This window comes from Cronobacter sp. HA18006 (assembly GCF_011605445.1).
GTDB classification, from domain to species: Bacteria; Pseudomonadota; Gammaproteobacteria; order Enterobacterales; family Enterobacteriaceae; genus Cronobacter; species Cronobacter sakazakii.
Window position 1 is genome coordinate 286456 of the sequence record NZ_JAANQB010000020.1, and the last position, 17453, is coordinate 303908.

17 protein-coding genes are annotated in these 17453 nt (G+C 60.6%); 11 read left to right on the forward strand and 6 right to left on the reverse strand.

Going from position 1 to position 17453, the window contains the following annotated elements; all coding sequences use genetic code 11:
* The first annotated feature begins 112 nt into the window (after positions 1-112).
* From folD to malI, 4 genes are all read left to right on the forward strand, one after another.
* The gene (gene folD, locus G9X48_RS10460) at positions 113-979 is read left to right on the forward strand and encodes a bifunctional methylenetetrahydrofolate dehydrogenase/methenyltetrahydrofolate cyclohydrolase FolD (protein WP_007865396.1); all 867 of its coding nucleotides are present in this window, start codon (positions 113-115) and stop codon (positions 977-979) included.
* A gap of 1 nt (position 980) precedes the next feature.
* Positions 981-1193 (forward strand): ribosome-associated protein YbcJ, encoded by a 213-nt coding sequence (gene ybcJ, locus G9X48_RS10465; protein ID WP_004387141.1) that lies wholly within the window; start codon positions 981-983, stop codon positions 1191-1193.
* Between the two features lie 277 nt (positions 1194-1470).
* On the forward strand, positions 1471-2970 hold the full coding sequence (locus G9X48_RS10470) for a PTS transporter subunit EIIC (RefSeq protein ID WP_012125419.1): 1500 nt from the start codon (positions 1471-1473) through the stop codon (positions 2968-2970).
* Positions 2971-3034: 64 nt separating this feature from the next.
* Positions 3035-4051 (forward strand): Mal regulon transcriptional regulator MalI, encoded by a 1017-nt coding sequence (malI, locus tag G9X48_RS10475; RefSeq protein WP_097641178.1) that lies wholly within the window; start codon positions 3035-3037, stop codon positions 4049-4051.
* A gap of 218 nt (positions 4052-4269) precedes the next feature.
* On the opposite strand, the gene cysS is transcribed toward malI, so the two are convergent.
* Positions 4270-5655 (reverse strand): cysteine--tRNA ligase, encoded by a 1386-nt coding sequence (gene cysS / locus G9X48_RS10480; RefSeq protein ID WP_097641177.1) that lies wholly within the window; start codon positions 5653-5655, stop codon positions 4270-4272.
* A 176-nt stretch (positions 5656-5831) separates the two neighbouring features.
* On the opposite strand from cysS, the gene ppiB reads away from it, so the two are divergent.
* The 4 genes from ppiB (at position 5832) to purK (ending at position 8758) form a co-directional block, all read left to right on the forward strand.
* On the forward strand, positions 5832-6326 hold the full coding sequence (ppiB, locus tag G9X48_RS10485; RefSeq protein ID WP_004387145.1) for a peptidylprolyl isomerase B: 495 nt from the start codon (positions 5832-5834) through the stop codon (positions 6324-6326).
* Positions 6327-6329: 3 nt separating this feature from the next.
* Positions 6330-7052 (forward strand): UDP-2,3-diacylglucosamine diphosphatase, encoded by a 723-nt coding sequence (lpxH, locus tag G9X48_RS10490; protein ID WP_097641176.1) that lies wholly within the window; start codon positions 6330-6332, stop codon positions 7050-7052.
* 132 nt (positions 7053-7184) lie between these two features.
* Complete coding sequence (purE, locus tag G9X48_RS10495; RefSeq protein WP_004387147.1) at positions 7185-7694, forward strand: 5-(carboxyamino)imidazole ribonucleotide mutase; 510 nt, start codon at positions 7185-7187, stop codon at positions 7692-7694.
* Complete coding sequence (gene purK / locus G9X48_RS10500) at positions 7691-8758, forward strand: 5-(carboxyamino)imidazole ribonucleotide synthase (protein ID WP_097641175.1); 1068 nt, start codon at positions 7691-7693, stop codon at positions 8756-8758. The genes purE and purK overlap by 4 nt, the downstream gene beginning before the upstream one ends.
* A 163-nt stretch (positions 8759-8921) precedes the next feature.
* Here purK and G9X48_RS10505 read toward each other — a convergent pair whose 3' ends face one another.
* From G9X48_RS10505 to G9X48_RS10515, 3 genes are read right to left on the reverse strand one after another with little or no spacing between them, the layout of a single operon-like run.
* Positions 8922-10067 (reverse strand): PLP-dependent aspartate aminotransferase family protein, encoded by a 1146-nt coding sequence (locus tag G9X48_RS10505; protein WP_097641174.1) that lies wholly within the window; start codon positions 10065-10067, stop codon positions 8922-8924.
* 11 nt (positions 10068-10078) lie between these two features.
* Positions 10079-11449: a pyridoxal-phosphate dependent enzyme gene (locus G9X48_RS10510; RefSeq protein WP_097641173.1), complete on the reverse strand. Its 1371-nt coding sequence runs from the start codon at positions 11447-11449 to the stop codon at positions 10079-10081.
* A gap of 58 nt (positions 11450-11507) precedes the next feature.
* Positions 11508-11681, reverse strand: coding sequence for a hypothetical protein (locus tag G9X48_RS10515; protein ID WP_165770229.1), 174 nt, complete (start codon positions 11679-11681; stop codon positions 11508-11510).
* 103 nt (positions 11682-11784) lie between these two features.
* Here G9X48_RS10515 and mnmH point away from each other — a divergent pair, with 103 nt between their 5' ends.
* Entirely contained in the window at positions 11785-12918 is a 1134-nt protein-coding gene (gene mnmH / locus G9X48_RS10520) for a tRNA 2-selenouridine(34) synthase MnmH (protein ID WP_097641216.1), read from the forward strand.
* Here mnmH and ybbP read toward each other — a convergent pair.
* Together ybbP and ybbA are read right to left on the reverse strand one after the other, a co-directional pair.
* A complete protein-coding gene (gene ybbP / locus G9X48_RS10525; RefSeq protein WP_097641172.1) occupies positions 12908-15322 on the reverse strand; it encodes a putative ABC transporter permease subunit YbbP in 2415 nt (804 codons plus the stop codon). The two genes, mnmH and ybbP, sit on opposite strands and share 11 nt — an antisense overlap.
* Positions 15319-16005, reverse strand: coding sequence for a putative ABC transporter ATP-binding protein YbbA (ybbA, locus tag G9X48_RS10530; protein WP_004385475.1), 687 nt, complete (start codon positions 16003-16005; stop codon positions 15319-15321). The genes ybbP and ybbA overlap by 4 nt, the downstream gene beginning before the upstream one ends.
* Between ybbA and tesA the strand changes: the two genes are divergently transcribed.
* Together tesA and G9X48_RS10540 are read left to right on the forward strand one after the other, a co-directional pair.
* Positions 15973-16602 (forward strand): multifunctional acyl-CoA thioesterase I/protease I/lysophospholipase L1, encoded by a 630-nt coding sequence (gene tesA / locus G9X48_RS10535; RefSeq protein ID WP_004385476.1) that lies wholly within the window; start codon positions 15973-15975, stop codon positions 16600-16602. The genes ybbA and tesA overlap by 33 nt on opposite strands.
* 28 nt (positions 16603-16630) lie before the next feature.
* Positions 16631-17401 carry an SDR family oxidoreductase gene (locus G9X48_RS10540; protein ID WP_088275576.1) on the forward strand — a complete coding sequence of 257 codons (771 nt, stop codon included), beginning with the start codon at positions 16631-16633 and terminating at the stop codon, positions 17399-17401.
* Positions 17402-17453: the final 52 nt, after the last annotated feature.

The following is a 17453-nucleotide window of genomic DNA, read 5'->3' on the forward strand; positions in this document are numbered from 1 at the left end:
GCCTGCTGGACAATTGAGCGAAAGACATAAACGAAAACTGACAGCACGGCGCGCTTCTGACAGAATATCCTCATCCCCTCTTCTTTTGATTACAGACGGAATCTTCTCTCTGATGGCAGCAAAGATAATTGACGGTAAAACGATTGCGCAGCAGGTGCGGCTTGAAGTTGCCGAAAAAGTGAAAGCGCGCGTGGCGGCCGGAAAACGCGCTCCCGGGCTTGCGGTTGTGCTCGTTGGCGCGAACCCGGCATCGCAGATTTATGTCGGCAGCAAACGTAAGGCGTGTGAGGAAGTGGGCTTTGTGTCCCGCTCTTACGATCTGCCGGAAACCACCAGCGAAGCTGAGCTGCTGGCGCTGATTGACGAGCTGAACGCCGACGCCGCGATTGATGGCATTCTGGTTCAGCTGCCGCTGCCGGCCGGTATCGATAACGTGAAGGTGCTGGAGCGCATCGCGCCGGATAAAGACGTGGACGGCTTCCATCCGTATAACGTTGGCCGCCTGTGCCAGCGCGCGCCGCGTCTGCGCCCGTGTACGCCGCGCGGTATCGTCACGCTGCTTGAGCGTTACAACATCGACACTTATGGCCTGAATGCCGTGGTGATCGGCGCGTCCAATATCGTCGGCCGCCCGATGAGCATGGAGTTATTACTGGCGGGTTGCACCACCACAGTGACCCACCGCTTCACCAAAAATCTGCGTCAGCATGTAGAAAATGCCGATTTGCTGATCGTCGCGGTCGGCAAGCCGGGCTTTATTCCGGGCGAGTGGATCAAAGAAGGCGCCATCGTGATTGATGTCGGCATCAACCGTCTGGAAAACGGCAAAGTGGTCGGCGACGTGGTGTTTGAAGAGGCGGCCAAGCGCGCCAGCTACATTACGCCTGTGCCGGGCGGCGTGGGCCCGATGACCGTCGCCACGCTTATTGAGAACACGCTCCAGGCGTGCGTTGAATACCATGACGGCGAGGAGGCATAACATGGCAACATTTTCTTTAGGTAAACACCCTCACGTCGAACTGTGCGACCTGCTGAAGCTTGAAGGCTGGAGCGAAAGCGGCGCGCAGGCGAAAATCGTGATTTCTGAAGGTCTGGTGACCGTCGACGGCGCGGTGGAAACCCGCAAGCGCTGCAAAATCGTCGCCGGACAAACCGTCAGCTTCGACGGTCAGAGCGTCACGGTCACGGCGTAACGCCCCACGCCCTCTTGATGAGAGGGCGTGAATTTCCCCCTTCAGAACCTTTTCTTATTGCCCCTTCCCCACCCTCTCATCCAGTTTACGCTTAACACCTGCCCGGCCCGTTTTCTAACCGACTTCAAAGAATCAGCAAATCTTCTGGCGAAACGTTAAATAGATGTTGCGCGAAAAGGCTGCGATCCTACAGCATAGGTAGAACGTTCTACTAGAACGTTCTACCAACTATAAAACAGGGCACAAAAAGCCCGGTTGTTCCACTCGGGGGATCGGTATGAGTCTGATAACAGGTTTGGTTAAATCGCTGTCAAAATTGTCGATGATAGGCCGCGCGCTGATGCTGCCTATTTCGCTGCTGCCCGCTGCTGGTCTACTTCTGGCGTTTGGCGATAAGTTCCATCTGCCGCTGATGATGAACGCGGGCGGGGTTATTTTCGATAACCTGCCGCTGCTGTTCGCCATCGGCTCTGCCGTCGGACTGGCGTCGGAATCCGGCATCGCGGCGCTCTCGGCGGCGGTCTCGGTCTTTATCATTAACATCACCATCAGCACGCAGCTTGGCATCACGCCGGAAATGGCGGCGAGCGGCGGCAAATATGCGATGGTGGTCGGCATTCCCACGCTACAGATGGGCGTGTTCGGCGGGCTGATTTCAGGCATTCTTGCCGCGTGGTGTTATAACCGCTTCCACACGCTGCAACTGCCGGAGTTCCTGGGGTTCTTTTCCGGCAAACGGTTTGTGGCGATTGCCGCGGCGTTTCTCTCCTTCCTGCTGGGCCTGGCGCTGCCGTATGTCTGGCAGCATATTCAGGCGGGCATCGACGCACTGTCGGTTATCGTCAACGGCGATAACCAGGCCGCCTCAACGTTTATCTTCGGGCTGGTAGAGCGCGCGCTTATCCCGCTGGGCCTGCACCATATCTGGTATCCGTCGTTCTGGTATTCGTTTGGCGATTACACCACCCAGAGCGGCCAGGTTATCCACGGCGATCAGACCATCTGGTTCAAAATGCTGGAAGAAGGCGTGAAAAGCTTCAGCAGTAATACCTACCAGAACGCCGGTAAATTTATGCAGGGCGAGTTCCCGCTGATGCTGTTCGCGCTGCCGGCGGCGTGTCTCGCGATGTATCACGAAGCCAGCACGAAGAATAAAAAAATCGCCTCCGGTATTCTTTTCTCCGCCGCGCTGACCTGTTTTCTGACGGGGATCACGGAGCCGGTTGAATTTACCTTTATTTTTGTCGCGCCGGTGTTGTATGTATTTAACGCCATCATGGCGGGGCTTGCGTATATGTCCATGTATTTACTGGACGCGCATATCGCTAAATCGTTCTCCGCCGGGCTTATCGACTATATTTCGTTCGGCATTCTGCCCTCTTTTAACGGCTATCAGACGCACTATCTGAACGCGGTTATCGTCGGCATTCCGATGGCGATTATTTACTACTTCACCTTCCGCTTTGTTATCCGCCGTTTTGATGTGAAAACGCCGGGCCGCGTGGATGTCACCGCCAGTGCGGATGATAAAACCGATGCGGAGCTCGCGGGCAATATTGTGGGCCTGCTGGGTGGTAAAGAGAACATCACCAGCGTCGGTGCCTGTATTACGCGCCTGCGTCTGGAAGTGGCGCGCCCGGATCTTGTCGATAAAGACGGGCTGAACGGGCTTGGCGCGCGCGGCGTGGTGTTTGTGGGCGATAACGGTATTCAGGTGATTTTCGGCGCGCGCGCGCAGTTCATCGCGCAAAGCCTGTCAGGCATGACGGGGAAATAGCAGTGCCTGCGCGGGCCTCACGTCAGGCCCGCGACATCAGCGATAAAAGGATAAATCAGGGCAGATGAAAAAGGTCAGCATTATCGATGTGGCGCGCCAGGCGGGTGTGTCGGTCTCGACGGTCTCGCTGGTGCTGCGCGAGAAGGGAAAAATCTCTGCCGCGACCATCGAAAAGGTGCATGCCGCCATTGAGGCGCTGGGCTACGTGCATAACGTCGCGGCCGCTAACCTGCGCGGTAAAACCTCGAACCTGATTGGCCTGGTCGTTGAGGATCTGAACGATCCCTTTTCAACGCGCGTGACGGCAAGCCTGGTGCAGGCGCTGGAAGCGCAGGGTTTCATGGTGTTCCTCACCCAGCCGGGGCGCGACACAAGCCGGCTTGAGAGCTGTTTTGTCTCCTTTACCCGTCAGGGCGTGGCGGGGGTGGTTTATCTCACCGCGGATTCCCGCCACCGCGCGCTGCCCACGCCGGTCGTGCAGAGCACATTGCCGCTGGTGGTGGTGTCACAGTCGCCAGTAGAAGAAAAGCGCAACAGCGTGGTGCGCGATAACCGCCAGGCGGGCGGGCTCGCCACGCGTTATCTGATTGAGCGCGGCCACCGTAATATTGCCTATATCGGCGGTACGGCGGGATGTCTTATCCGCGAGGAGCGGCTTTACGGCTACCGCGCGGCGCTGTCGCAATACGGCTTGCCGTGGCGTGATGAGTTCGCGCCCGCCTGCGCCGAGGAGACGCTGGCGGTGAGCCAGACGGTGCGACAGCTTCTTGAGGCGAACAACAAAATCACCGCCCTGCTGTGCCATTCGCCGCACGCGATTGTCGGCTGCCTGGAAGCGATTCATCAGGTGGGCCGCACGGTGGGGAAAGATGTGTTCCTGACACAGCAGGTGTCGTTGATTGGCTTTGAGGACATGATGCACGTGAATCTGACGTCGCCTTCGTTTACCTATGTCTCTTCCGCCAGTGAAGAGACCGGGCATCAAGCGGCGGGGTTGATCGTGCGGCTTATCCGCGAGCCGGGCCTGCCCGCGCAGCGGATTACGCTCTCGGGCCAGTTGATTGCGCGCGGATCGGCGTGATGGATGACGGTGGGCGCGCGTTTGCTTTTGTGGTGGGTGCGCTTCGCTTACCCACCCTACATGTTTTACGTTTGCTTTTGCGGTGGGTGCGCTTCGCTTACCCACCCTACAACGGATGTCGCATCGTTTCGTAGGGCAGGTAAGCGCAGCGCACCTGCCGAAACTACCGCAACCATTTAAACCACAACCATAAAAAAAGCGGCTTTCGCCGCTTTTTCTTATTTACGTCGCCAGGTTGTGCCCTGCGGGCCATCTTCGAGAATAATGCCCATCTCGTTTAAACGATCGCGCGCGGCGTCCGCTGCCGCCCAGTCTTTCGCTTTACGCGCTTCAAGACGCTTAACGATCAGCGCTTCGATTTCCGCCACTTCATCGTCGTTAGTCTGCGCGCCGGATTGCAGGAACTGCTCCGGCGCCTGCTCCAGCAGGCCCAGCACGGCAGCAAGCTTACGCAGATGCGCGGCTAACTGGTTCGCCGCGCTGCTGTCTTCCGCTTTCAGGCGGTTCACTTCGCGCGCCATATCGAACAGCACGGAATACGCTTCCGGCGTGTTGAAATCGTCGTTCATCGCCTCGACAAAACGCGCTTCGAACGCCTCGCCGCCTGCGGCGGTCGCGCTGGCGTCGGTGCCGCGCAGCGCGGTGTAGAGACGCTCAAGCGAGGCGCGCGCCTGCTTCAAGTTCTCTTCGCTGTAGTTCAACTGGCTGCGGTAATGGCCGGACATCAGGAAGTAGCGCACAGTCTCGGCGTCGTAGTGTTGCAGCACGTCACGCACGGTAAAGAAATTGCCGAGCGATTTGGACATCTTCTCGCGATCGACCATCACCATGCCCGAGTGCATCCAGTAATTCACATACTCGCCGTCATGCGCGCAGGTGGACTGGGCGATTTCGTTTTCATGGTGCGGGAACATCAGATCCGAACCGCCGCCGTGAATATCGAAATGGCTGCCGAGCTGCTTGCAGTTCATCGCGGAGCACTCGATATGCCAGCCTGGACGCCCGTCGCCCCACGGTGACGGCCAGCTCGGCTCACCCGGCTTGGACATCTTCCACAGCACGAAATCCATCGGGTTACGTTTGCTGTCGGCCACTTCCACGCGCGCGCCCGCCTGCAACTGTTCCAGATCCTGGCGCGAAAGCTTGCCGTAATCCGCGTCGCTCTCCACCGCGAACATGACATCGCCATTGCCCGCGACATACGCATGGCCGCGTGCGATCAGTTGCTCAACGATTTCAATAATTTCCGGGATGTGCTGCGTCGCGCGCGGCTCGCTGTCCGGGCGCAGAATATTCAGCGCATCGAAATCTTTGTGCATCTCAGCGACCATACGGTCCACCAGCGCCACGAAATCTTCGCCGTTCTCGTTCGCGCGTTTAATAATTTTGTCGTCAATATCGGTAATGTTGCGCACATATTTCAGCTTATAGCCGAGAAAACGCAGGTAGCGCGCCACAACGTCAAACGCGATAAACGTGCGGCCATGGCCGATGTGACAGAGGTCGTAAACGGTAATACCACACACATACATGCCGACTTCCCCGGCATGGATAGGCTTAAATTCCTCTTTCTGGCGACTCATGGTATTGAAGATTTTTAACATCAGAAGTTTCCGTGTCAGTGTGTGGTAAGCAGATAAAACCCCTATATTACCCATAATTGAAAGCGCAAGCACCCCACTTTGCAAGGTGAAGCAAGCGGTGAGTTATGCTATAACAGCCTCCTACTGTGGCTTCTTTCGGAAGCCGAAGCACCACTGAAACAAAACAGGATGCAGACATGGTTACTTTTCACACCAATCACGGCGACATCGTAATCAAGACGTTCGATGACAAAGCGCCGGAAACGGTAAAAAACTTTCTGGACTATTGCCGCGAAGGTTTCTACGACAACACCATTTTCCATCGTGTAATCAATGGCTTTATGATTCAGGGCGGCGGTTTTGAGCCGGGCATGAAACAGAAAAGCACTAAAGATCCTATCAAAAACGAAGCCAACAACGGTCTGAAGAACACCCGCGGTACGCTGGCCATGGCGCGCACCCAGGCGCCGCATTCCGCGACGGCCCAGTTCTTCATCAACGTTGTGGATAACGACTTCCTGAACTTCAGCGGCGAAAGCCTGCAGGGTTGGGGCTACTGCGTGTTCGCAGAAGTGGTCGAAGGTATGGACGTGGTTGATAAAATCAAAGGCGTTTCCACCGGCCGCAGCGGCATGCATCAGGATGTGCCGAAAGAAGACGTGATTATCGAGCGCGTAACCGTCAGCGAGTAATTCGTGGCGACGCTCTTTATTGCAGATCTTCATCTGTGCTCAGAAGAACCGGCGATTACCGCCGGTTTTCTGCGTTTTTTAGCCGGTACCGCGCGTGAAGCGGACGCCCTTTACATCCTGGGCGATCTCTTTGAGGCCTGGATAGGCGATGACGACCCGGAACCGCTGCACCGCGAGATAGCTGCCGCGCTGCGCGCGCTCGTGCAATCCGGCGTCCCCTGCTATTTCATCCACGGCAACCGCGATTTCCTGCTTGGCCGTCGCTTCGCCCGCGAAAGCGGTATGCAATTGCTGCCCGAAGAGCAGGTGCTGGATCTCTACGGCAGACGCGTGCTGATTATGCATGGCGATACGCTATGTACGGACGATGCCGGTTACCAGGCGTTTCGCGCCAAAGTCCATAAGCCGTGGCTGCAAACCCTTTTCCTCGCATTACCCCTGCGGCTGCGCCGCCGCATCGCCGCCCGCATGCGCGCCGGCAGTAAAGCCTCCAACAGCCAGAAAGATCTCGCCATCATGGATGTCAACCCGCAGGCAGTGGTCGATACCATGGAACGCCAGCAGGTACAGTGGCTCATTCACGGCCACACCCACCGCCCTGCCGTCCATACGCTTCAGGCGAACGGCAAGCCCGCGCACCGCGTGGTGTTAGGTGCCTGGCACAGCGAAGGCTCAATGATCAAAGTCACCCCCGACAACGTGGAACTGGTAGCGTTTCCGTTCTGATCCGCGCGGTACTTTTTGCCGCGCTCGCGCCTACGCAACCGTTTTCCTTGCCGGTTTTCCGTGATATTCTCAAGGCCCTCGTAACGGCGACCCCGTTGATTTTGCCGCCTGACCACAGGAGTTTTGAGACGTATGTCTTCCAGCCACACCCCGGCGCGTATCGCCATCGTCATGGGTTCCAGAAGCGACTGGGCCACCATGCAGTTTGCCGCAGAAATTCTCGATGCTCTGGATGTCCCTCACCACGTTGAAGTGGTCTCCGCGCACCGCACGCCCGATAAACTCTTCAGCTTCGCCGAGCGCGCGCAGGAGAACGGGTTTCAGGTGATCATCGCGGGCGCAGGCGGCGCGGCGCATCTGCCGGGCATGATTGCCGCGAAAACGCTGGTGCCGGTGCTGGGCGTGCCGGTACAGAGCGCGGCGTTAAGCGGGCTGGACAGCCTCTACTCTATCGTCCAGATGCCGCGCGGCATTCCGGTCGGCACGCTGGCTATCGGTAAAGCGGGCGCGGCGAACGCGGCTCTGCTGGCCGCCCAGATCCTGGCGCAGCACGACAGCGCGCTGCTGGCGCGTCTTGAACACTGGCGTCAGAAACAAACCGAGGAAGTGCTGGAGAATCCGGACCCGCGGGGTGAGGCATGAAGCAGGTTTGCGTGCTGGGTAACGGCCAGCTTGGCAGAATGCTGCGCCAGGCGGGCGAACCGCTTGGCATACGCGTCTGGCCGGTAGGGCTGGACGCCGATCCGCAGGCGGTGCCGTTCGCACAGAGCGTTATCACGGCGGAAATTGAACGCTGGCCGGAAACCGCCCTGACCCGCGAGCTGGCGCGCCACAACGCGTTCGTTAACCGCGATGTTTTCCCGCTTATCGCCGACCGTTTCACCCAGAAACAGCTGCTCGATAAGCTCAATCTCCCCACCGCGCCGTGGCAGTTGCTGGCAAGCAGCGACGAATGGCCGCAGATTTTTGAGAGCCTCGGTGATCTGGCTATCGTCAAGCGCCGCACCGGCGGCTACGACGGACGCGGCCAGTGGCGGCTTCGCGAAAACGAGACGGAGACGCTGCCCGCAGAATGTTACGGCGAATGCATCGTCGAGCGGGGCATTAACTTTACCGGCGAGGTGTCGCTGGTGGGCGCGCGCGCGCATGACGGCAGCGCGGTCTTTTACCCGCTGACCCACAACCTGCATCAGGACGGCATTCTGCGCACCAGCGTGGCCTTCCCGCAGGCGAACGCCACGCAGCAGAAGCAGGCCGAAGCGATGCTGCGCGCGATTATGGACGAGCTTAACTATGTGGGCGTGATGGCGATGGAATGTTTCGTCACGCCGCAAGGGCTGCTGATTAACGAGCTTGCGCCGCGCGTGCATAACAGCGGCCACTGGACGCAGAACGGCGCGTCCATCAGCCAGTTTGAGCTGCACCTGCGCGCCGTCACCAATCTGCCGCTGCCGCAGCCGGTAGTGAGCGGCCCGTCGGTGATGGTGAATCTGATCGGCACCGATCTGAATTACGACTGGCTGAAGCTGCCGCTGGTGCATCTGCACTGGTATGACAAAGAGGTGCGTGAAGGCCGTAAAGTCGGGCATCTCAATCTGAGCGATGCCGAAGCGACGCTCATCGACGCCACTCTGGAAGCCCTCGCCCCGTTGCTGCCGCCGGAATACGCGAGCGGCATCGCCTGGGCGCAGGCGCATTTGCGATAAGAAAAGCACCCTGCGGGGTGCTTTTTTATTGGGTGTGGGTGGTGCTTCAATGGTGGGTGCGCTGCGCTTACCCACCCTGCCACTCACCGTCGCTCATACCCGCCGGGCATAAGGCAGAATTATCGTAGGGCGGGTAAGCGCAGCGCACCCGCCGGGCCAGAAATTACGCCTCCAGCGCCTGCTCGAGATCCGCGAGCAAATCCTCCGCGTCTTCAATCCCGACCGACAACCGAATCAACTGCGGCGTAATGCCATTCGCCAGCCGCTGCTCAAGCGGAATCGAGGCGTGCGTCATACTGAACGGCTGGCTCACCAGGCTCTCCACGCCGCCGAGGCTTTCGGCAAGCGTAAAGAGCCGCAGCTTTTTAATCACCTGTGCCGCACGCTGGTCATCGCCGCGCACCACGATGGAAATCATGCCGCCTGAGAGCGCCATCTGACGGCGCGCCAGCGCATATTGCGGATGGCTTTCCAGCCACGGGAAAAACACCTTTTCCACCTGCGGATGCTGCGCCAGCCGCTGCGCAATCTTCAGCGCGCTGGCGCTGTGGCGCTCCATACGCAGCGCCAGCGTGCGAATGCCGCGCAGCGTCAGAAAGCTGCTGAACGGGTCGAGCACGCCGCCGACGGCGTTCTGCAAATAGGCCAGCTGCTGCGCCAGTTCAGGGTTATCGCCCACCACCGCCAGCCCGGCCACCACGTCGGAGTGGCCGTTCAGGTATTTGGTGGCTGAATGCACGACAATATCAAACCCGAGTGTCAGCGGGCGGTGAATGGCGGGCGAGGCGAACGTATTATCCGCCACGCTTATCAGCCCGCGCCTGCGCGCCAGCCCGGCAATCGCTTCGAGATCCGCCAGTTTCAGCAGCGGATTGGTCGGCGTCTCGACCCAGATCATCCGGGTTTCCGGGCGGATCGCCGCCTCCAGCGCCGCGAGATTGTCCGGCTTCACCCAGGAAACGGTCAGCCCCGCGGTGCGCTTACGCACATTTTCCAGCAGCCGGTACGTACCGCCGTACACATCGTCCACCGCCACGATATGGCTCTCTTTGTCGAGCAGCTCCAGCACCGTGGAAATCGCCGCCAGCCCGGAGGCAAACGCAAATCCCTGGCTGCCCGCTTCAAGCTCCGCGATGGCGCGCTCCAGCGCATGGCGCGTCGGGTTGCCGCTGCGCGAATATTCATAGCCAGTATGCTCGCCGGGCGCGGGCTGCGCGTAGGTGGAGGTGGCGTAAATCGGCGGCATCACCGCGCCATGCTGATCGTGATGCGTGCCGCTGTGCACGCTGAGCGTTGCGAATTTATCCATGATAAAACTCCTTAAGATTCAAGCTGGTTGCGCCAGCGGTTCAGCACATCGGTACGGGTGATAAGCCCGAGAAAGCGCGTCTCGTCGGTAATCACCGCCACCAGACCGCGTTCGAAAACCTCAAACAGTTCCCGCTCGCTGGCGCTTTTATCGAGCGTCACCACTTCGCGGTTCATGGCCGCCGAGACGGGCGTGAGAAAGCGCTGGCTGTCGCCGCGGATAAACGTCAGCAGATCCCACTCATCGACAATGCCCACCACGCGCCCCTGCGCCAGCACCGGAAGCTGCGAGATATCGTAAAGCCGCATCCGGGCGAGCACCGTCGCGAGCGAATCATCAGGGGCCGCGGTCACGGCTGCGCCTTCATCATGGCGAAACGCGATGTAATCACGCAGATCGCCCACGGTGGGCCGCGTCTGTAGCCCCTGCTGGTGCAGCCAGTCGTCGTTAAACATTTTCGAGAGATATTTATTGCCGCTGTCGCAGGCGAACGTCACCACGCGTTTCGGCGTGGTCTGTGCGCGGCAGTAGCGCAGCGCGGCGGCAAGCAGCGTGCCGGTGGAGGAGCCCGCCAGCACGCCTTCGATTTTCAGCAGATCGCGCGCGGCAGCGAACGCGGCGGCGTCGGTCACCCGAAAAGCCTGCCGGACGCCCTCCAGATGCGCGAGCGGCGGAATAAAATCCTCGCCAATGCCCTCCACCAGCCACGATCCCGCCTCATGATAGCGCCCCGTTTCAACCTGATCGGCCAGGATCGATCCTGCCGGATCGGCGAGCACGAATTCAGTGTGGGGAGAGTGCTCGCGAAACCAGGCCTGAAGCCCGCCGAGCGTGCCGCCGGAGCCAACGCCCACCACGATAGCGTCAATGCGCCCTTCCGCCTGCGCAAAAAGCTCCGGCGCGGTGGTGGTCTGATGCGCCAGCGGGTTGGCGGGGTTATTAAACTGGTCGATGTAAAACGCGCCGGGCGTTTCATCGGCGAGGCGCTGTGCGTAATCCTGATAATAGGCCGGGTGGCCTTTGTTCACGTCCGAGCGGGTGAGCCGCACGTCCACGCCCAGCGCGCGCAGGTGATAAATTTTCTCGCGGCTCATTTTGTCTGGCACCACCAGAATCAGCCGGTAACCCTTTTGCGCGGCGATAAGCCCAAGGCCAAGGCCGGTATTGCCCGCCGTGGCTTCAATTATGGTGCCGCCGGGTGCAAGCCGTCCCAGGCGTTCGGCCTCGTTAATCATCGAGAGCGCCACGCGGTCTTTAATCGAGCCGCCGGGGTTCTGGTTTTCCAGTTTGAGCAGCAGCTCACACGGGCCGGTATCGAGCTTTGCGAGGCGCAGCAGCGGCGTCTGCCCGATAAGAGAGGTTACAGAATCGACTATCGACATGGTCGGTTTATCCAGTCATCAGAGAATGGCCAAATGATAGAGCTGCGTTTTTTGGCGGTTAAAGAATCATTCGCGGCTCTTTAGAACCAGATGGAATATTCTCTGCTGTTCTGGCGGTAAAGAAGGAAAGCGGTAAAGTCGTCCGGAAATATCGATGGCTGAATGAGGCATTTTTGCTGCCATTTTCACCGTTTTTTCTTATACAGACGCCCGCTTTTGCCAGTTTGCGCATTTGGATTGCCGGAATTTATCGAAGCCGCCCGGGATGTTTTCCGTATACCCCGGCAAGAGTGAGCGGCGTACAATGGCGGCGTTTTAAAAAAGATGAGAACAACATGCAAAAGGATGCACAACGGCGGCCAGACAGCGACGATGCGCTGGCGCTTATTACACGCGGCGTCACGCTGATTGACGTTCGCGCGCCGGTGGAGTTTGCGCAGGGCGCGATGCCAGGGGCGATTAATCTGCCGCTGATGAATAACGACGAGCGCGCGGCGGTCGGCACCTGTTACAAGCAGCACGGCCAGCAGGCCGCACTGGCGCTCGGCCACCGGCTGGTGTGCGGCGAGGTGCGCGAAGCCCGGCTTAACGCATGGCGTCTCGCCTGCGAGCGTCATCCCGAGGGCTATCTCTGCTGCGCCCGCGGCGGCATGCGCAGCCATATCGTTCAGCAGTGGCTGCGTGAGCGCGGCATCGACTATCCTCTGGTGGAAGGCGGTTATAAACGGCTGCGCCAGGCGGCGATGGACGCCACGGATCGCTTAAGCCGCCTGCCGATGGTGCTTATCGGCGGTTGTACTGGCAGCGGCAAAACGCAACTGGTGAAAGCGCTGCCGACGGGTATCGATCTGGAAGGGCTGGCGCATCACCGCGGCTCGTCCTTTGGCCGGACGCTGACGCCGCAACGGGCGCAGGCCAGTTTTGAAAACCATCTCGCCGCCGCGATGCTTAACCATCACGCCCGCTGGACGACGCTCAGCAACCCGTTCTGGGTGCTGGAAGATGAAGGCAAAATGATAGGTGCCAACCATCTGCCCGCCGTACTGCGCGAACAGATGCTACAGGCACCTGTTGCGGTGGTCGAAGAGCCGCTGGAACGCCGTCTGGAGCGGCTGCGTGAGGAGTATTTTGTGCAGATGCAGGCCGCGTTTCAGGCAGCGCTCGGCGATGAAGCCGGAGGCTGGCGCGCTTATGGCGACTACCTGCACCACGGGCTTTACGCCATCCGCCGCCGTCTGGGGCTTGCGCGCTACGCCGAGCTGGCGGCGCTTCAGGAGGCCGCGCTCGCCCGCCAGCAGCGCACCGGTGAAACCCATGCGCATTTCGCCTGGCTTGCGCCGCTGCTGGAGGGCTATTACGACCCGATGTATCGCTATCAGTTAGAGAAAAAAGCGCAGCACATCGCGTTTCGCGGCGACTACCAGCAGGTGGACGCCTGGCTGCGTCACCGCTACTGCGCTAGCCGTTAAACTGGCGAAACAGCGCTTTGCCTTTTAAAAGCCGCACGCCGAGCCAGCCGCCGCACAGCGACAATAACAACCCGCCGCAGAGCGGCAGCATCGCCCATAGCCGCCAGTCCGGCTCCCACGGGAAGTCAAACACCCGGGTTTGCAGCACGCCGAGCGCCACTTCCGCCCCGATGGCGGCCACCAGCCCCGCCACCAGGCCAAGCAGCGCGAACTCGTTCCAGAGCGTGGCGCGCAGCAGTTTTTTCTCGGCACCCAGCGTGCGGTAGACCACCAGCTCCTGGCGGCGCTGATGCATGCCCACCTGCACCTGCGCCAGCAGCAGCAACACGCCGCAGACGGTCACCAGTACCACCATCACCTCCAGCGCGCGGCTCACCTGCTCCAGCACCTGGCCTATCTGTCTGAGTATCGCCCCGATATCCAGCACGCTCACCGTCGGAAACTCCCGGTTAAGCTGTGTCAGCATAGTATCAGCCTTGTCAGCGCGGAAACTGGTCAGGTAACTCTGCGGCTGCCCGTCCAGCGCGCCCGGCGGGAAGATAAAGAAAAAGTTTGGCCGCAGGCTCTCCCAGTCCACTTTACGCAGGCTGGTCACTTTCGCGGTAAACGCCTGAGTGTCGCCAGTGAAGGTCACGCTGTCGCCAGGCGCGATGTTCAGGCGTTTCGCCAGCCCCTCTTCCATCGAGACTTCGCCCGCGCGCGGCGGCCAGCGTCCTGCAGTGAGCGGATTATGCTCCGGACGTTCCGCCTGCCAGGTGAGATTGAGTTCGCGATTGAGCGCCTCATCCTCGTTGCCCACGGTGGCCTTGCCGTTAATCTGCGTCAGCCGCGCGCGAACGATGGGGTAAAACGCCTGCGGGATAATCTGATGCTCCGCCAGAAACGCTTTCACCGCGTCGCGCTGCTCCGGTGCGATGTTAATCAGAAAAAAGTTCGGGCTTTCCGGCGGCAACTGCTGCTGCCAGCGGTCGAGCAGATCGCCTCTTAACACCAGCAGCAGCGCCAGCAGCATGAAAGAGAGCGAAAACGTCGCAAGCTGGCTCAGGGTTTGCCACGGCTGGCGCAACAGGCGGTTGACCGCCAGACGCAGCGCCAGCGAGCGCAACCGCAGACGACGCATCGCCCACAACAGCGCCCAGCCCGCGAACCCGCACAGCGCCGCCAGCACGACGGCACCCGCGAGCACTGCCCAGAGCAGCATCCGGCCGCCCATTAATCCGGCAAGCAGCGCCACCACAATCAGCGCCATCACCGGTAAATAGATTTTCAGCGGCCAGAGATTCGCTACGGCGTCGCGGCGCAGCACCCGCAGCGGCTGTGTCGCAAGCAGCAGCCGGTAAGGCCGCAGCCCCACCAGCAGCGAAATCACCACCATCGCGCCCACGGCCCACAGCCACGGCCAGACACTCGCTTCCGGCAGCGCTGCGGGCAGCACCGGTGCGAGCAACCGCATCAGGATCGCCTCAAAAAGCAGTCCTGCCGCCCCGCCGGTGACAGTCGCCAGCAGCAGCACCATCAGCCACTGGCCGATGATAAGCTTGCGCAGCGCCGCGCGCCCAGCACCGAGCGTTTTCAGAATAGCCACCAGATCATAGCGGCTGCGGCAGTAGTGGTTCATCGCCACCGCCACCGCGGCCACCGCCAGCAGCAGGGTCAGGAGCGCCGAGAGCAACAGGAACTGTTGCGAGCGCTGGAGCGATTTACCGAGCGCGCTGTCGTCCTGCTCAAGGCCGGTCCAGCGGTGTTCCTGCTGAAGCTGCGGCAGCAGCCAGCGTTCATACTGCGCGAGCGCCTCAGGCGTGCCGGCGAATTTATAGCGCCAGGTGAGACGGCTGCCGGGCTGCACCGCACCGGTCTGTTCGACATCCGCCAGGTTCATCAGCAGTCGCGGGGCCATCTGGAAGGGGTTAAAGCCGCTGTCCGGCTCCTGGATCACCTCGCCCGCCACCTTCAGCGTCGCGTCGCCCACGTCCACCGGATCGCCGGGTTTCACGCCAAGCAGCGCCATCAGGCGCGGTGCCAGCAGCACCGTGCCTGGCGCGGGCAGCAGCCCCTGCGGGCGCGTTTGCAGCGTGCCGTAGAGCGGGTAGCGCGTATCCACCGCCTTAACGCTCGCCAGCTGCGGGCGGTCGGCGGCAAACGTCATGGTGGAAAAACTGAGCTGCCGGGAGAGCGTCAGGCCGTCTTCCCCGGCTTTGTCGAGCCATGCCTGCGGCACCGCGCGGGAACTGCGTAATGTCCGGTCGCCCGCCATAAACTCACGGGTCTGCTGGCTTAAGCCTTTCTCCATGCGGTCGCTGATGTTGCCGAGCGCCAGCACGCAGGCGACCGCCAGGCTCAGCGCCAGCCAGACGATTAATAGCGACGGCGAGCGCCATTCGCGCCAGAACCAGCGGGCCGTCATGCTTCCTCCCACAGCTTGCCGTCGCGCAGCCGCAGCGTGCGATCGCAGCGGGCCGCCAGTTCAGGATCGTGCGTCACGAGGATCAGCGTCGTGCCGCTGTCGCGGTTTAAGGAGAAGAGCAGATCGGCAATGCGATCGCCCGTCTGGCGATCCAGATTGCCGGTCGGTTCATCGGCAAACAGCACCGCCGGGCGACCGTTAAACGCGCGCGCCAGCGCCACGCGCTGCTGTTCGCCGCCGGAGAGCTGCGCGGGCAGGTGATCGAGGCGTTTGCCAAGCCCGAGCTGTTCCAGCAGCGCCTGCGCCTGCTGGCGGCTGGCCTTACTGGTTTCGCCGCGCAGCATCGCGGGCAGCTCGACATTCTCCAGCGCGTTGAGTGTCGGGATCAGCATGAACGACTGAAACACAAAGCCGACGTCCCGCGCGCGCAGCCGGGCACGCGCCTCTTCGTCCATCTGATGCAGCGGCTCGCCGAGCAGGCGCACCTCGCCGCTGGTGCCGTCGTCCAGCCCGGCGAGAATTGCCAGCAGCGTTGACTTGCCGGAGCCGGACTCGCCCACCAGCGCAATGCTCTGGCCCGGTTTGACAACCAGTTCAACTCCGGTAAGGATGGACAGGGCGTGTTCCCCCTGACCGACGGATTTATTAAGATGATGAACTTCAAGAATGTTTTCCGCTGGCATTTCCCTTTCCTGTTACTGGCGTTATTAAGCTTTCGCGCCGCCGCGGCGGACACGTTGCTGGTGCTGGGCGACAGCCTGAGCGCCGGCTATCGTATGGCGGCGGACGCCGCCTGGCCTGCGCTGCTCAACGATAAATGGCAGCAGCGCGACGTGCGCGTGGTCAACGCGAGCATCAGCGGCGACACCGCTCAGCAGGGGCTCTCGCGCCTGCCTGCGCTGCTTAAACAGCATCAGCCGCGCTGGGTGCTGATAGAGCTTGGCGGGAATGACGGCCTGCGCGGTTTTCCGCCGGATACGCTTTCCGCCACGCTCAGGAAAATCATAGAACAGGTTAAAACCGCGGGCGCGGAGCCGCTGCTGATGCAGATCCGCCTGCCAGCGAACTACGGACGCCGCTACAATCAGGCGTTTGAAGCGATTTACCCGGAACTGGCGCAATCTTTTTCCATCCCCCTGCTGCCCTTTTTTATGGAAGAGGTTTACCTCAAACCGCAGTGGATGCAGGACGATGGCATTCATCCCAATCGCGACGCCCAGCCGTTTATTGCCGACTGGATGGCGCAGCGACTGGCCCCTTTAGTTAAACACGACTCATAACCCTGCGGGGCGCTGAGCGGGTAAAGTTATGCAAAAATCACTCTTAATTACAGGATGTTCCAGCGGTATTGGTCTTGCCTGCGCGCATGAGCTGCGCCGTCAGGGCTTTCAAATCCTTGCGGCCTGCCGCAAGCCGGGCGATGTGGCGCGCATGAATACGCTGGGTTTTACCGGCATTGAACTCGATCTCGACTCCCCGCAGAGCGTGGAGGCCGCCGCGCAGGAGGTGATTCGCCTGACGAACAATCGCCTGTACGGGATTTTCAATAACGGCGGCTATGGCGTGTACGGGCCGCTCTCGACCATCAGCCGCGCGCAGATGGAACAGCAGTTCTCGACGAATTTTTTCGGCGCGCATCAGCTCACCATGCTGCTGCTGCCCGCGATGCTGCCGCACGGCGAAGGGCGCATCGTCAACACCAGCTCGGTCATGGGGTTAATTTCAACCCCCGGACGCGGCGCCTACGCCGCCAGCAAATACGCGCTGGAGGCGTGGTCTGACGCGCTGCGCATGGAGCTGCGCTACAGCGGCGTGAAGGTGAGCCTGATTGAGCCCGGCCCTATTCGCACGCGCTTTACGGAAAACGTCAACCAGACGCAGGCGGATAAACCGGTCGAAAACCCCGGCATCGCCGCGCGTTTTACACTCGGCCCGGAGGCGGTCGTCGCCAAAGTGCGCCATGCTTTTGAGAGCCCGAATCCGCGTATTCGCTATCCGGTCACGCTGGTGACGCATGCGGTAGGCATACTCAAACGGCTACTGCCGACGCGAATCATGGACAAAATTTTACACGGGTAAGTTGAAGGCGAGCGCCCTGCCCCCATGTAAAAAGGAAATCGACAACAGAGAG